Origin of the sequence: Pseudomonas sp. B15(2017), assembly GCF_002113215.1 — a bacterium.
GTDB lineage: Bacteria > Pseudomonadota > Gammaproteobacteria > Pseudomonadales > Pseudomonadaceae > Aquipseudomonas.
On record NZ_NEJZ01000007.1, the window covers coordinates 14779 to 30138 of the forward strand.

General features: G+C 61.7%; 12 protein-coding genes. 5 read left to right on the forward strand and 7 right to left on the reverse strand.

The genetic code is table 11. The features are described 5' to 3' along the window. Positions 1 to 181: 181 nt before the first annotated feature. From CAF73_RS12255 to CAF73_RS12270, 4 genes are all read right to left on the reverse strand, one after another. A complete protein-coding gene (locus CAF73_RS12255) occupies positions 182 to 1225 on the reverse strand; it encodes an ABC transporter substrate-binding protein (RefSeq protein WP_007959933.1) in 1044 nt (347 codons plus the stop codon). Between the two features lie 48 nt (positions 1226 to 1273). Next, positions 1274 to 2398, reverse strand: coding sequence for an ABC transporter ATP-binding protein (locus CAF73_RS12260; RefSeq protein ID WP_007959931.1), 1125 nt, complete (start codon positions 2396 to 2398; stop codon positions 1274 to 1276). Between the two features lie 284 nt (positions 2399 to 2682). Next, positions 2683 to 3312: a response regulator transcription factor gene (locus CAF73_RS12265; protein WP_085697706.1), complete on the reverse strand. Its 630-nt coding sequence runs from the start codon at positions 3310 to 3312 to the stop codon at positions 2683 to 2685. Continuing rightward, on the reverse strand, positions 3313 to 5712 hold the full coding sequence (locus tag CAF73_RS12270; RefSeq protein ID WP_085702827.1) for a PAS domain S-box protein: 2400 nt from the start codon (positions 5710 to 5712) through the stop codon (positions 3313 to 3315). Between the two features lie 73 nt (positions 5713 to 5785). On the opposite strand from CAF73_RS12270, the gene CAF73_RS12275 reads away from it, so the two are divergent. Further along, a complete protein-coding gene (locus CAF73_RS12275) occupies positions 5786 to 6775 on the forward strand; it encodes an alpha/beta hydrolase family protein (RefSeq protein WP_085702828.1) in 990 nt (329 codons plus the stop codon). A 61-nt stretch (positions 6776 to 6836) separates the two neighbouring features. Here CAF73_RS12275 and CAF73_RS12280 read toward each other — a convergent pair whose 3' ends face one another. Genes CAF73_RS12280 through CAF73_RS12290 form a run of 3 tightly spaced genes read right to left on the reverse strand, consistent with a single transcriptional unit; the run spans position 6837 to position 9293 of the window. Then, positions 6837 to 7604: a TerB family tellurite resistance protein gene (locus tag CAF73_RS12280; protein WP_085697709.1), complete on the reverse strand. Its 768-nt coding sequence runs from the start codon at positions 7602 to 7604 to the stop codon at positions 6837 to 6839. A gap of 1 nt (position 7605) precedes the next feature. Continuing rightward, complete coding sequence (gene murU / locus CAF73_RS12285) at positions 7606 to 8277, reverse strand: N-acetylmuramate alpha-1-phosphate uridylyltransferase MurU (protein ID WP_085702829.1); 672 nt, start codon at positions 8275 to 8277, stop codon at positions 7606 to 7608. Continuing rightward, positions 8274 to 9293, reverse strand: a complete 1020-nt coding sequence (locus tag CAF73_RS12290) for an aminoglycoside phosphotransferase family protein (RefSeq protein ID WP_085702830.1) — start codon at positions 9291 to 9293, stop codon at positions 8274 to 8276. The genes murU and CAF73_RS12290 overlap by 4 nt, the downstream gene beginning before the upstream one ends. Positions 9294 to 9423: 130 nt before the next feature. Between CAF73_RS12290 and CAF73_RS12295 the strand changes: the two genes are divergently transcribed. From CAF73_RS12295 to rsmA, 4 genes are read left to right on the forward strand one after another with little or no spacing between them, the layout of a single operon-like run. Then, the gene (locus CAF73_RS12295; protein WP_085697712.1) at positions 9424 to 12198 is read left to right on the forward strand and encodes an LPS-assembly protein LptD; all 2775 of its coding nucleotides are present in this window, start codon (positions 9424 to 9426) and stop codon (positions 12196 to 12198) included. After that, a complete protein-coding gene (locus CAF73_RS12300; protein ID WP_139832581.1) occupies positions 12179 to 13495 on the forward strand; it encodes a peptidylprolyl isomerase in 1317 nt (438 codons plus the stop codon). Before CAF73_RS12295 ends, CAF73_RS12300 begins: the two co-directional genes overlap by 20 nt. Further along, positions 13492 to 14481: a 4-hydroxythreonine-4-phosphate dehydrogenase PdxA gene (gene pdxA / locus CAF73_RS12305; protein ID WP_085702831.1), complete on the forward strand. Its 990-nt coding sequence runs from the start codon at positions 13492 to 13494 to the stop codon at positions 14479 to 14481. Before CAF73_RS12300 ends, pdxA begins: the two co-directional genes overlap by 4 nt. Then, positions 14478 to 15296: a 16S rRNA (adenine(1518)-N(6)/adenine(1519)-N(6))-dimethyltransferase RsmA gene (rsmA, locus tag CAF73_RS12310; protein WP_085702832.1), complete on the forward strand. Its 819-nt coding sequence runs from the start codon at positions 14478 to 14480 to the stop codon at positions 15294 to 15296. The genes pdxA and rsmA overlap by 4 nt, the downstream gene beginning before the upstream one ends. Positions 15297 to 15360: the final 64 nt, after the last annotated feature.

The window sequence follows — 15360 nt, forward strand, 5'->3', positions numbered from 1 at the left end:
TGATCGTTACAGAGGCGGTAAACCGTCTCTGTTGTGTTGGAACACCGCAACCTGACTGATCGTTCCCACGCTCTGCGTGGGAATGCCGCCCGGGACGCTCCGCGTCCCTGTGACGCAGAGCGTCACTGGATGCGTTCCCACGCAGAGCGTGGGAACGATCACAGGAGGGCGAGCCCTCTGGTTACTTCGCAGCCCAGGAATTGAAGCGCTGCTCCAGTTGCTCGCCGTTGTCAGCCCAGAAGCTGACGTCGATCTGCACCTGGTTGGCGATGTTTTCCGGGGTGGTCGGCATGTCTTTCAGGATCGCCTTGTCCAGCAACGGCACGGCCTGGGAGTTGGCCGGTCCGTAGGCGATGTTTTCCGAGTAGGTCTTCTGCTGTTGCGGCTGCACCGAGAACGCGATGAACTTCTTCGCCGCTTCGGCGCGCTTGGCGTCCAGACCTTTCGGGATGGCCCAGGCGTCAAAGTCGTAGATACCGCCGTTCCATACCACTTTCAGGTTGGATTCTTTCTGTACGGCGGCGATACGACCGTTGTAGGCCGAGCTCATGACCACGTCACCGGAGGCGAGGTACTGCGGCGGCTGGGCGCCGGCTTCCCACCACTGAATGTTCGGTTTCAGCTCGTCGAGCTTCTTGAACGCGCGATCCTGACCGCCCTTGCTGGCCAGTTCCTTGTACACGTCTTTGGGCGCAACGCCGTCGGCCATCAGTGCAAATTCGAGGGTGTATTTGGCGCCTTTGCGCAGGCCGCGCTTGCCCGGGAATTTTTTGGTGTCCCAGAAATCCGCCCAGCTGGTCGGTGCGGTTTTCAGCTTGTCGGCGTTATAGGCCAGCACGGTCGACCACACGAAGAAGCCCACGCCGCACGGCTGGATCGCGCCTTTGACGTAATCTTCGGATTTGCCGAACAGCGCAGGATCCAGTTGTTCGAACATGTCTTCGTCGCAACCACGGGACAGCTCCGGCGATTCAACCTCTACCAGATCCCAGGACACGCTCTTGGTGTCGACCATGGCTTTGACCTTGGCCATCTCACCGTTGTACTCGCCGGCGACGATCTTGCCGTTGCCCGCCGCTTCCCACGGTGCGTAGAAGGCTTTGACTTGCGCCGCCTTGTTCGCCCCGCCAAACGACACCACAGTCAGATCCGGCCCAGCGGCCATTGCGCTTGCCGCACCCATCAGGCCCAGGGTCAGGGCTGTGAACTTCAGGGATCTCAACATTTATTGTTCTCTCCACGTGCAGGGTTGGTGTTGGTATTGCCGGGGCGATCAGTGCGCCTCTAAAAGTGGGTCGAGTGCACGAACGTGCTCGACCTGCCAGCCAAGCGGAACCACGTCACCGACCGCGAGCGCAGGATCGAGCTCGGCAATCGGTTGTTTCACGAAGAAGTCGGTCTTGCCGCAGACTTCCAGGCGCACCCGGACGTGGTCGCCCAGATAGATGAATTCGGCCACCCGCCCGGAGAAGCGGTTGACGCATTGGTCGCTCGAACCGTTGAGGCTGACGCGCTCCGGACGAATCGACAGGGTGACCGGTTCGCCGGTCTGGCCGATGTTGACCGCCAGTGCCTCGACCTTTTCCCCACGCCCCAGCTCGACCACGCAGCGCTCGCCGTTCTGGCTGAGCAGGCGACCGTTGAGGCGGTTGTTCTCGCCGATGAAGTTGGCGACGAAAGTGTTTTTCGGTTCTTCGTAGAGGGTGCGCGGCGGAGCGATCTGCTGGATCTCGCCCTGGTGGAACACGGCAACGCGGTCGGACATGGTCAGGGCTTCGCCCTGGTCGTGGGTCACGTAGACCACGGTCACGCCGAGGCGCTGGTGCAGGTGTTTGATTTCCATCTGCATGTGCTCACGCAGTTGTTTGTCGAGAGCCCCCAGGGGTTCGTCCATCAGCACCAGTTGCGGCTCGAACACCAGCGCGCGGGCCAGCGCCACACGCTGTTGCTGACCGCCGGACAGTTGCGCCGGGTAACGCGATGCGAAGGCATCGAGCTGGACCATGCTCAGGACTTTCTTGACCTTGTCGCTGACGTCGCTCTTGTTCAGGCCACGCACGGTCAGCGGGAACGCCAGGTTCTCGGCGACGGTCATGTGCGGAAACAGCGCGTAGTTCTGGAACACCATGCCAATGTCGCGCTTGTGCGGCGGCACGTTGTTGATCGCGCGCCCGGCCAGGAGAATTTCACCGGCGGTCGGTGTTTCGAAACCGGCGAGCATCATCAGGCTGGTGGTCTTGCCGGAGCCGGACGGCCCGAGCAGGGTGAGGAATTCGCCCTTGCGGATGTCCAGGTTGAGGTCTTTGACGATCAGGTTCTCGCCGTCGTAGCTCTTCTGCACTCCACGAAAGCTGACCAGCACATCGCTGGCCCCTGCGTTTGATTCGACCTGGCTCATACCCACACCTTTGTTATTGATGACTGCTGTGGGATTAAGCCTAGTGGCTGCTCACAGTCACGCAAATCGGGGCGCAGGAGAGAATCGCCTCAGCCGGATGGAAGGCCGGGGGTAGGGATTGCCCTACAAGGATGGCGTTAATGGATAAAGCAGTGACGAGCGCGGAGCTGCAAGCTTCAATAACAAGCAAAAGCGCGTGTCGCTAACAGATATGCCCAATATCGCAGGATCGATGAAGAAACTTGTGGGAGCAATCTCGCTCCCACAGTGGATAGAGGTGTGGTTCAGAGCAGCTTGTGTTCCATCGCGTACTTCACCAGCTCGGCGAGGGAGGTGATATTGAGTTTCTGCATCAGCCGCGCCTTGTGGGTGCTGATGGTCTTGCTGCTCAGGGCCAGTTGCTGGGCGATGTCGTTGACGTTGGCGCCTTGCGCCAGACGTTCGAACACCGAGAACTCGCGCTCGGACAGCAATGAGTGCAGTGGTCGCGCATCGGTCAGGCCGACTTCAAACACCATGCGGTCGGCCAGTTCGGGATCAATGTAGCGCCCACCCGCCGCGACCTTGCGGATCGCCGTCAGCAGCAGCGCCGGATCGCTGTCCTTGGTCGCATACCCGGCGGCACCGACCTTCAGCGCCCGGGCGGCCATCTGCGCTTCGTCGTGCATCGACAGCACCAGAATCGCCGGCGGACTGCTCAGTGCGCGGATCCGTGGAATCGCTTCGAGCCCGTTGACTCCGGGCATCGAGATATCCAGCAACACCACTTCGCAGGGCACATTGCGCAGGGTTTCCAGCAACTGCTCGCCATTGCTCGCCTCCCCCACCACCTGCAGATCCCTGGCCAGGCCGATCAATTGCTTGATGCCTTCGCGAACGATGGTGTGGTCTTCGGCTACCAGTACACGGATCACTTACTTCTCCTCATCCAGTGGCACCCGCACGCTCAGTGTGGTGCCCTCGCCCGGCTCGCTGTCGAGTGACAGCTGCCCGCCCATGATCAACACCCGCTCGCGCATGCCCACCAGTCCAAAGGACGTCGGCCTGCCGGCAGCGGCGACAAATCCTACGCCATCATCGCTGACCGTCAGACACAATTCGTCGCCTTCCTGGGTCAGCGTCAGCTCCACAGTATGCGCCTGGGCATGGCGCATGACGTTGGTCAGCGCCTCCTGAAGAATGCGGAACAGACCGATGGCCTTGGCGTCGCTGAGCGGCGGCAGATTGTCCGGCACCTGCACCAGACAGGGAATGTGCGTGCGCGCCTCGAACCGCCGCGCCTGCCACTCGATCGCCGAGGCGATCCCGGCATCGAGGATCGGTGGGCGCAACGCCGTCGCCACATCGCGCACCAGCTGGAACAACTGGGCGATCAGGCGCTTCATGCTGTTCAGCCGTTCGTTCAGACCCGGGTCGAGTTGCGCGTAGGCCAGTTCGCACATCGACGTCTCCAGTTTCAGCACCGTCAGCATCTGTCCCAGCTCATCGTGAACCTCGCGGGCAATCCGCGCCTTTTCTTCTTCCCGCACGCTTTCCAGATGCGCCGACAACTCGCGCAGTTGCTCGCGGGAGGCCGCCAGCTCCAGTTCGATGCGTTTGCTTTCGGTGATGTCCCAGACGATGCCGTCCCAGACATAGGACCCGCCCTCAAGCTGGCGGGTGATCGCCTTGATTTCGGCCCAGCGCTGCTCGCCCTGGCGCGTGAGGATCCGGCCCTGCCACGACCAGTCGCTGTCGGTGTCCAGCGCCTGGTCCTGGGTCTGGTGATAACCGGCCCGGTCATCCGGATGCACCAGACTGCGCAGGCCCATGTCGCGATGGGCGATGGCGGCCGGCGCATAACCGACCAGACTTTCGCTGCCCTCACTGATGTAGGCAAAGTCGATCTGCCCGGTCACCGGTGCTCGCTCGAGGCGAAACACCAGCCCCGGCACATTGGCCGCGATGCCTTGCAGCCGCGCCTCGCTTTCCTGCAACGCAGCCAGGGCACGACGACGCTCGGTGACATCGGTGAGGTAAACCACCAGGTACTCGCCATCGCGAAAACGCAGGAAGCTCAGCGACACGTCGGCCGGCAGCACACTGCCATCGGCCCGAACACAATTGGTTTCAAAACTCAGCGGCCCCTCTTCGCTGGCCCGGGCGCGCTTCCACAGGTTGAGCCAGCGATCCATGTGCAGGCCCGGTTCGAAGTCGATCAACGGCCGGTCGATGATGGCGCCCTGTGGATAACCGAGCATGTTTTCTGCCGCTCGATTGGCGTAACGCACATGGCTGTCCCAGTTGACCCAGAGAATGCCGACGGTGCTCTGATCGATGGAAAACTGGGTCAGGCGCAGGGCTTCTTCGCTTGCGGCGCGCAGGGCGATGTCTTCCCGCGCATCGAGCAGGCGTTGCTCAAGACTGCGTTGCTGACGGCGTTGCCAGAACACGATGGCCATGCAACTGAGCAACAGCACCGCGAACAACAGACTCAGGTTCTGCCAGAAGCCCGGCGACTCGGAAAGCCTTGGATACTTGGGTTGCAGCCATTGCGCATGCAGGCGCTCCAGATCCTTGGCCGGGATGGCTCGCAGGGCGCTTTCGACGATTCCGGCCAGCTCTGGCCAGTCGCGGCGGGTGCCGATGCGCAGCAACTGCGGCAAACCGATGTCTCCGACTACCACCAGCCCGGCAAACTCCGGTTCCGCCGACAGCCGCCCGAGTTGCGCCTCATCGACCACCGCGTAGGACGCCTGCTGAGTCAGCAGCAGTTGCAGCGCCTGGCGCTCCATCGGTACGCCTTGCAGATTCAGGTGCGGATAATTGCCGCGCAGGTAATCGGCGGTGACGCCGGGCATGCGCACGGCGACGCGGGTCTGGCTGTCGAGTTTTTCCAGCTCCACCGTCGCGCTACCCTTCTGGTCGCTGACCACCAATTGCGGCACACGCATGTACGGGTCGGAAAACTGCCACAGACGCAGCCCTCCCGGAGTCTGGGTCAGGCCCGGGGCGATGTCGATTTCGCCATCCCGGGCAGCGCCCTCCAGTTGTGCCAGATCCTGAAAATTGCGCCAGCTCAGCTCGACATTCAGCGCCCTGGCCAATGCCTTCATCACTTCAACGTTGGCCCCCGACAGCCGCTGCAAGCGTCGGTCGTATTGCGCGTATGGCGCCTGCAACACCAGGCCGACGCGCAATTCGTTGTGCTGTGCGAGCCACTGTTGCTCACTCGCCGACAACCGCGCGAGGTGACTCGGTGGCGCAGGCGCCGCCCAACCCATCAAGGGAAACGCCAGACAGCCGATAACCCACAGGCAGCAAAAACGCATCATTGAAGTCTCATACACTGACAAATTCTGACCAACCCATTAGGCTGCCGGGATAACTTCTGGCCTGGAATAACCGATGCCCCCTGTCTATCGCCTGGCAATGCCAGCATTGTGCCTGTCGCTGATCCTGCCTTGCGCGTTTTCCGTCGAAGCTGCAGATCCGACGCCCACTCCCGCCGCAGAAAAAGCCGCCGAAGAAAAACCGGTCGAACGCCAGCCACTGCTTGAGCGTAGTCAGGAAGAAGCCGCGGCACTCGAGCGCATGGTTCCGGCCCAGGAACAACAGCAACTGCAAGCCGGCAGCGACACCTTCCTCGCCCTGTGGAAACCGGCCAACACCGCCGAACCCAAAGGCGCGGTGATCCTCGTTCCCGGTGCCGGCGAAACCGCTGACTGGCCCCAGGCGATCGGCCCGTTGCGCCGCAAGCTGCCGGATGTCGAGTGGAGCAGCCTGAGTATCACCCTGCCCGATCTGCAAAGCGATACCATCGCACCGCGCGTAGCCGAAGCCCCCGCTGCACCGAAAACCGCCGATCCGGGCAGCAAGGATTCGACCACCGCCGAGCCGATTGAACAAGCCGCCGGCGGCGAAGCCGAGGTGGCCGACAAGGTCGTTGCTGAATCCACCGAGGAACAGTCCAAGGCCGACGCCGAGCGAATCTTCGCTCGCATTGACGCTGCACTGGCCTACGCCGAGCAACAGAGCGCGCGCAGCATCGTCGTCCTCGGTCATGGCACCGGCGCTTATTGGGCCGCACGTTACTTGAGTGAGCGCCAGACCTCACAGGTCGAGAAGCTGGTGCTGGTGGCCGCGCAGACCCCGGTCAAGGCCAAACCGGAACTGGTGGAACTGACACCGACCCTGAAGCTGCCGACAGCGGATATTTTCTACATGGACAAACCGCTGGACCGCAACGCGGCACTGGAGCGCATGCAGGCGAGCAAGCGGCTGAAGACGTCTGCGTTCAGTCAGGTCGCGCTCAAGGCCTTGCCGGACAACAAGGCTGAGCAGGAACAATTGTTCCGTCGAGTGCGTGGCTGGTTGAATCCGCAGAGCCCTGACTAAAGCCCCGACTGTCAAAACGCAGACAAAAAAAATCGCAGCCCAACGCTGCGATTTTTTTCGCCTAGCGAAAATCCCGCCGTTCGCGAATCAACCTGTAGGCATTGTGCAATTCGCGGGTCCTCTCGGTGGCCTCGCGCACCTGCGCCGGCGTGGCGCCGGTCCCGGCCACCTTGTCCGGGTGATGCCGGCTGAGCAGGCGTCGGTAGGCACGCTTGATCTGCGCCGGTTCGCTGGTGGCCGATACGCCGAGCAGGCGCATCGCCTCCTGATAACTCACCGCGGCGCTGACGATCGGACGCTTGTGCGGCTCATAATCCGCCGCCAACGCCTGGATCTGGTGCGTCGTCCAGCCCAGCCACTTGCCCCACTGCGCCAGCAATTCACGCTCGCTGACACCGGCCCGGCCATCAGCCCAGACCATTCGCCAGCAGGCGCGCAACACGCCTTCAGCCGCATGGGGTTGAGCGCTCAACCGACGCAGATAACCGCGCAGATTGTCGTTGCCGGACTTGCCGCGATTGAACGCGGCAATCGCCCGGCGCTGTGCCGGCTCGCTCATTTCCAGCGAGCGCATCTCCTGACGCGCCTGCTGGATGTGACCGTCCGTGACCCGCCCGTCGCTCTTGGCCAGACGCCCGAGCAACACGAACAACAGTTCGTCGTTGCGCAGCATCGGCCGACCGCCGAGTTTTTCCCGCAAATGCCCCCAGCTCTGCAAATGAAGGCGCCGATCCAGCGCCTGCCCCAACAAAGCACCCAGCATGGCCCCCGGAATGCTGGCGATAGCAAAACCCGCTCCGGCTCCAATCAGAGTCCCTGGCCACAACATATCAGCGACTCGCTTCTATCAAGGCTTCAGCTTCGGCCAGACGCTGGTGCGTTCCGACATCAACCCAGTGACCTTTCAGCCGCTCGCCGGTCACCTGCCCGTCCGCCATGGTTTTACGCAGCAGCGGCGCCAGTTTGAAGGCACCGTCGCTGCAACCGTCGAACAACTGCGGATGCAATACAGCGATGCCGCTGTAGGTCAGGGTTGCCGCATCGGCCTGGCCATCACTCACCTGGCCGTCGGTCAGGGTGAAGTCGCCTGTCGGGTGATGGTCCGGGTTGTCTACCAGCACCAGATGCGCCAGGCCGGTGATCGGCTGATGCAGCACGCTGAAGTCGTAATCGGTCCAGATGTCACCGTTGACCACCAGGAACGCGTCATCGCCCAACAGCGGCAAGGCGCGGAAAATGCCGCCGCCGGTTTCCAGTGGCTCGCCCTCCGGCGAGTACTGGATCGACACGCCGAATCGCGAGCCATCGCCCAAGTGATCTTCGATCTGCTGTCCGAGCCAGGCATGGTTGATCACGATTTCATTGAAACCGGCCGCGGCCAGGGCTCGCAGGTGATATTCAATCAGCGGCACGCCCCCGGCTCGCACCAGCGGCTTGGGAGTGGTCAGGGTCAGCGGGCGCATGCGCTCGCCTTTGCCTGCCGCCAGAATCATTGCCTTCATGCCGTCACTCCACCACGCAGGCTGGCGAGCAGTGCCTGCAGATCCGCCAGCTCGGGGCGGCGCGCGATGACCGCTTCTATATAAGAGAAGAAACGCGGCACATCACCCAGGTAACGCGGCTTGCCGTCGCGATGGCAGATGCGGGCGAAGATGCCGATGACTTTCAGATGGCGCTGCACGCCCATCAGATCGCTGGCGCGCAGGAACTCTTCGAAGTCCGGCTGCACCGGGATGTTCAGCGCCGACGCCTGCTGCCAGTAGCTTTCCAGCCAGCCGCGCACACGTTCTTCCGGCCAGCTGAGGAATGCGTCCTTGAACAGGCAAGTCACGTCGTAGGTCACCGGACCATACACGGCGTCCTGGAAATCCAGCACGCCGGGATTCGGTTCGCTGAGCATCAGGTTCCGCGGCATGTAGTCGCGGTGCACCAGCACTTTCGGCTGGGCCAGGGCGCTGTCGATCAGCAGCTCGCTGACCTTTTGCCACTGCTGCTGTTGGGTGGCATCGAACTCGACGCCCAGCTCGCGCTTCACGTACCACTCGGGGAACAGCTCCAGCTCGCGGCGCAACAACGCGACGTCATAGCTCGGCAGCGGCGCAACCATCGGCAACTGCTGAAAAGCCAGCAGCGCTTGCAAGGCATCGCAGAATAATGCGTCGGCATTTTCACTGTCGATCACGTCCAGATAGGTCTTGTTGCCCAGGTCATTGAGCAAAAGAAACCCGCGTTCGAGGTCTTCGGCATAAATTTTCGGCACGTTGATGCCGGATTTCGCCAGCAAAAAGGCGATATCCACGAACGGTTTGCAGTTTTCCTGCGGCGGCGGTGCGTCCATCACGACGAAGCTGCGACCCGCGCCTTCCCAGCGGAAATAGCGGCGGAAACTCGCGTCGCTGCTGGCCGCGGTCAATGTGGCCGGGGGTACGGCTCCCCAGCCCTGATCTGCGAAAAGGATTGCCAACTGTTCATCGAGCCAAACTTTCAGGTGTTGCAAGCGTACATCTTGATCAGGCATTGCAAGGGTCTCCGACGGCGCTAGCCGTCAAGCGGGTCATGCTTTATTATCCAGCATCTTTTTCAGACCATCGAGAGGCGTGCGGCCCACACCGCGGGCAGATGGCACGCAGGAAGCCCGGACTAATAAGATGGCATTGAAATCCCCCGCGTTTCGTAAAAAATTTCCGTTGTTGGTAACCGGCAGTCTGCTGGCTATGCAACCTCTGGCCAGTTCATTCGTTGTTGCCGCCGAGCAGTATGACTGCGCCGTCTCGGCAACGGGTGGCTGGGCCTGCTCGCCGAAGACACCGGCCGCTGCCTTGCCGCCGCGTCCCGTGCATGACGGCAGTGCCGTCAGCGCCGCCGGCGAAGCACCGGCCGAGAGCGGTTCCACCGCCGAGTCCGGGCCCAAGCCGGTACTGGTTACCGAATCCAAGGGCCGTGGCCTGAAATCCCGTAGCGAAGACTACAGTCACCTCGACTGGGTTCCGCGCGAGAAGCTCACCGCCGCCCAATTGGCCGAGACCGGTCCTTACTGCTCTGGTTCCTATATCGAACCGATTCGTCCTGGCATGAATGACAAGACGAATAAAAGTGACGCGCCGACCTTCATCGGTGCCAAGGCGTCGCGTTATCAGCAGGATTCGCAGGTCGCGAGTCTGGCCGGTGACGTGGTCATGCGTCAGGGCAGCATGCAGGTCGAAGCCGACGAGGCCAACCTGTATCAGGCCGAAAGCCGTGGCGAACTGGCCGGCAACGTGCGCATTCGCGACAACGGCGCGCTGATCGTCGGCGACCACGCCGATGTGCAGCTCGACACCGGTGAAGCCAAGGTCGACAACGCCGAATACGTGATGCACAAGTCGCGCATCCGCGGTAACGCGCTGTACGCCAAGCGTGCCGAGAACGCGATCATCCGTCTGAAGGACGGCACGTACACCACGTGCGAACCGAACAGCAACGCCTGGCAGCTCAAGGGCAACAACATCACCCTGAACCCTGCCACCGGCTTCGGTACCGCGACCAACGTGACGCTGCGGGTCAAGGACATTCCGGTCCTGTACACGCCGTATATCTACTTCCCGATCGACGACCGTCGTCAGTCGGGCTTCCTGCCGCCGACCATCGGCTCCGGCAGCGATACCGGCTTCATGCTGGTCACCCCGTACTACTTCAACCTGGCACCGAATTACGATGCCACGTTGTACCCGCGCTACATGAGCAAGCGCGGCATGCTGATGGAAGGCGAGTTCCGCTATCTGACCAAGTCGAGCGAAGGCCAGTTCGGTGCGGCGTACCTCAACGACGAGGACGACGAACGCAAGGGCCAGACCGACTACGACAAGACTCGCTACATGTACAACTGGCAACACAAGGGTGGTCTGGACTCCCGCGTGTTCACCCAGGTGGATTACACCAAAATCAGCGATCCGTATTACTTCCAGGATCTGCAGACCGACCAGATCGGCGTGAAAAGCGCCGACTACGTGAACCAGCAGGGCTCGGTTACCTACCGTGGCGACAGCTACACCGCCCGCTTGAATGCCCAGGCGTACCAGCTGGCGACCGTATCGAACATCACGCCGTATGACCGCCTGCCGCAGATCACCTTCAATGGTCAGCTGCCGTATCACCCGGAAGGCCTGAATTTCGATTACGAGACCGAGATCGTCCGGTTTGATCGCGATCTGAAAAACGGCGACTTCGTGAATGAAGACGGCACTGTCGAGCCTCGCCTCGACAACAACGTGGTCGGCCTCGCTCGCGCCAATGGCGATCGTCTGAATCTGAAACCAGGTGTCAGCCTGCCGATGAACTGGACTTATGGGTTCTTGAAGCCATCGCTCAAGTACCAATACACCCAGTATCAGCTTGATCTGGATCAGCGAGGTAAAAGTACGTTGCTGGCCGATGAAAAGTTCGGCAGCAGCCAGAGCCGTGGCGTGCCAATTGCCAGTATCGACGGCGGCCTCTACTTCGACCGCAACACCCAATGGTTCGGCAAGGACTACCGTCAGACTCTAGAGCCACGCCTGTTCTATCTCTATGTACCAGAGAAAGACCAGTCGGACATTCCGGTATTCGACACCAGCGAGTACACCTTTAACTACGCCTCGTTGTTCCGCGACAACCGCTTCTCCGGCTCCGACCGTGTCGGCGACGAGAACAAGCTGTCGCTGGGCGTGACCAGTCGCTGGATCGAAGATGACGGCTTCGAACGTCAACGCATCAGCGTCGGCCAGGCGCTGTACTTCAAGGATCGCAAGGTTCAATTGCCAGGCATCGCGTTCAATGATCGCGACGACGCAAAATCCAGCGTTTCCCCGTACGCCCTGGAATACGAATACCGCTGGAACCGCGACTGGCGCACCACTGCCGATTACAACTGGGATCCGGACAGCCGCAGCCCTCGTTCAGGCAGCGCGATGTTCCACTACCAGCCTGAAGACAACCCGAACAAGGTGGTCAACGTCGGCTATCGCTATCGCAACGACCAGGTCCGTTACGACCAGAACACCGGTAAATGGTCGGTGGGTGGTGGTGACTACGGCACTCCGGGCCAGCCTGGCTACGTGAAGGACTACTACAAGATCCAGCAGCATGACTTCTCGGTCATCTGGCCGATCGTTCCGCAGTGGAGCGCGATCAGCCGCTGGCAGTACGACTACAACCGCAATCGCACGCTGGAAGCCTTCGGTGGTTTCGAATATGACAACTGCTGCTGGAAACTGCGCCTGATCAACCGTTACTGGGTCAGCTATGACGAGTTCAGTCAGAACGCCCCGGAAAACGAAAAAGGCGACCACGGCGTCTTCCTCCAAATTGTTCTGAAGGGACTCGGCGGCCTCACTGGCGCCAAGGTAGAGAGCTTCCTCGACAAAGGCATCCAAGGTTATCGTCAACGTGAAGACCAAGCTTTCTGATTGTCTGCGCCCGCTGATGCTGGGCGCGCTGTTCCTGGGTACCGCGGCCAACGCCGCGGTACAGCCCATCGACAAAGTGGTGGCCATCGTCGACAACGACGTGGTCATGCAGAGCCAGCTGGACCAGCGTGTCCACGAAGTTCAGCAAACCATCGCCAAGCGTGGCGGCGGCTTGCCGCCTCCGGGCGTACTGGATCAGCAGGTGCTCGAGCGCCTGATTATCGAAAATCTGCAACTGCAGATCGGCGAACGTTCCGGTATTCGCATCACCGATGAAGAGCTGAACCAGGCAGTCGGCACCATTGCCCAGCGCAACAACATGACCCCGGAGCAGTTCCGCGTCGCGCTGTCCCGTGATGGCCTGTCCTATGAGGATGCTCGCGAGCAGATCCGCCGCGAAATGGTCATCAGCCGTGTGCGTCAGCGCCGCGTGGCCGAGCGCATTCAGGTATCGGAACAGGAAGTGAAGAACTTCCTCGCCTCCGACCTGGGCAAGATGCAACTGTCCGAAGAGCTGCACCTGGCCAACATCCTGATCCCGACCCCGGAAAGCGCCAACTCCGAAGCGATTCAGAGTGCAGCACGCAAGGCGATGGAGGTTTACCAGCAGCTCAAGCAAGGTGCTGATTTCGGCCAGATGGCCGTGGCCAACTCCGCCAGTGACAACGCGCTGGAAGGCGGCGATATGGGCTGGCGTAAAGCCGCTCAATTGCCACCGCCGTTCGATCGCGAACTGAGCGCCATGTCGCCGGGTGACATCACTCAACCGGCACGCACTCCGGGCGGTTTCATCATCCTGAAGCTGCTGGAAAAACGCGGCGGTGGAAGCCAGATGCGCGACGAAGTGCATGTGCGTCACATTCTGGTCAAGCCAAGTCCGGTTCGCGACGAAGCCAAGACCAAGGAACTGGCTCAGTCGCTCTATAACCGCATCGAAGCTGGCGAAGACTTCGCTGAACTGGCGAAAAAATATTCGGAAGACCCGGGGTCCGCTCTTAACGGCGGCGACCTGAACTGGATCGACCCGAACGCACTGGTACCGGAATTCCGCGCTGTGATGGCCAAGTCCCCGCAGGGTCAGCTGTCCAAGCCGTTCCAGACCCAGTACGGCTGGCACGTTCTGGAAGTCCTTGGCCGTCGCGCCACCGACAGCACCGAACAGGCCCGCGAGCAGCAGGCGATGACCGTATTGCGTAACCGCAAATACGACGAAGAGCTGCAAACCTGGCTGCGTCAGATCCGTGACGAAGCGTACGTAGAGATCAAACTCCCTGGTGCAGACCAGGCAGCGCAGTGAAACCCAAGCGTTTCGCGCTGACACCCGGCGAACCAGCCGGCATCGGTCCCGACCTGTGCCTGCTGCTCGCCTCGCAAGCCCAGCCACATCCCCTGATTGCCATCAGCAGCCGCGACCTGCTCCAGGAGCGGGCCGCGCAGCTGGGGCTGGCTGTCAGCTTGCTGGAAGTGACACCTGACAACTGGCCGGACGCTCCGGCGCCCGCCAACAGCCTGTACGTCTGGGATACTCCGCTCAGCGCCCCCGTGGTCGCCGGGCAACTGGACAAGGCCAACGCCGCATTCGTCCTCGAAACCCTGACCCGCGCCGGCAATGGTTGCCTGAACGGTGACTTCGCCGGGATGATCACCGCTCCGGTTCACAAGGGTGTAATCAACGAGTCGGGCATCGCGTTTTCCGGTCACACCGAATTTCTCGCCGACCTGACCCACACCGCCCAAGTGGTGATGATGCTCGCCACCCGCGGTTTGCGCGTGGCGCTGGTCACCACTCACCTGCCCTTGCGCGACATCGCCGATGCGATCACGCCGGAGCGGCTGGAACGGGTCACGCGGATTCTGCACGCCGATCTGCAACAAAAATTCGGCATCGCCCAACCGCGCATCCTGGTCTGCGGACTCAACCCGCACGCCGGTGAAGGCGGTCATCTGGGCCATGAAGAAATCGACATCATCGAACCCACATTGGAGCGCCTGCGCGGCGAGGGCATGGACCTTCGTGGCCCGCTGCCTGCCGACACTCTGTTTACCCCCAAATATCTGGAGCACTGCGACGCGGTGCTGGCGATGTACCACGACCAGGGCCTGCCCGTGCTGAAATACAAAGGCTTCGGCGCAGCGGTCAATGTGACCCTGGGCCTGCCGATCATTCGCACGTCGGTCGACCATGGCACTGCCCTGGATCTGGCCGGCAGCGGCAAGATCGACACCGGCAGCCTGCAAGTCGCCCTGGAAACCGCCTACCAGATGGCCGAGACCCGTTTATGACCGAGCAATACCAACACAAGGCGCGCAAACGCTTTGGCCAGAACTTCCTGCACGATGCCGGCGTCATCGACCGCATCCTGCGCTCCATCAGTGCCAAGGCCGGCGACCGCATGCTGGAAATCGGACCGGGCCAGGGCGCATTGACCGCCGGCATCCTCAACTCCGGTGCCCAGCTGGACGTGGTGGAGCTGGACAAGGACCTGATCCCGATCCTCAACCAGCAGTTCGCCGGCAAGAGCAATTTCAACCTGCATCAGGGCGATGCGCTGAAGTTCGACTTCAACAGCCTGAACGCTGCGCCGAACAGCCTGCGCGTGGTCGGCAACCTGCCGTACAACATCTCCACGCCGCTGATTTTCCACCTGCTGAACAACGCCGGCATCATCCGCGACATGCACTTCATGTTGCAGAAGGAAGTGGTCGAACGTCTGGCCGCAGGTCCTGGCGGCGGCGATTGGGGCCGTCTGTCGATCATGGTTCAGTACCACTGCCGGGTCGAACACCTGTTTAACGTCGGCCCGGGCGCATTCAATCCGCCGCCGAAAGTCGACTCGGCGATCGTCCGCCTGGTACCGCACGCGGTGCTGCCGCATCCCGCCAAGGATCATCGCCTGCTCGAGCGCGTGGTACGCGAAGCCTTCAACCAGCGTCGCAAGACCTTGCGCAACACCCTCAAGCAGTTACTGAGCAACGCCGAGATCGAAGCCGCCGGCGTCGATGGCAGCCTGCGCCCCGAGCAACTCGACCTGGCCGCGTTTGTGCGTTTGGCTGACAAGCTCGCCGAACAGCCGGGGAAAGCGCCTGAAGCCGACTGACCGGTAATCATCGCTATCGGGCGGAACCCCGACTCTGGTCTACTGCCCGATACTTGCCTAGACT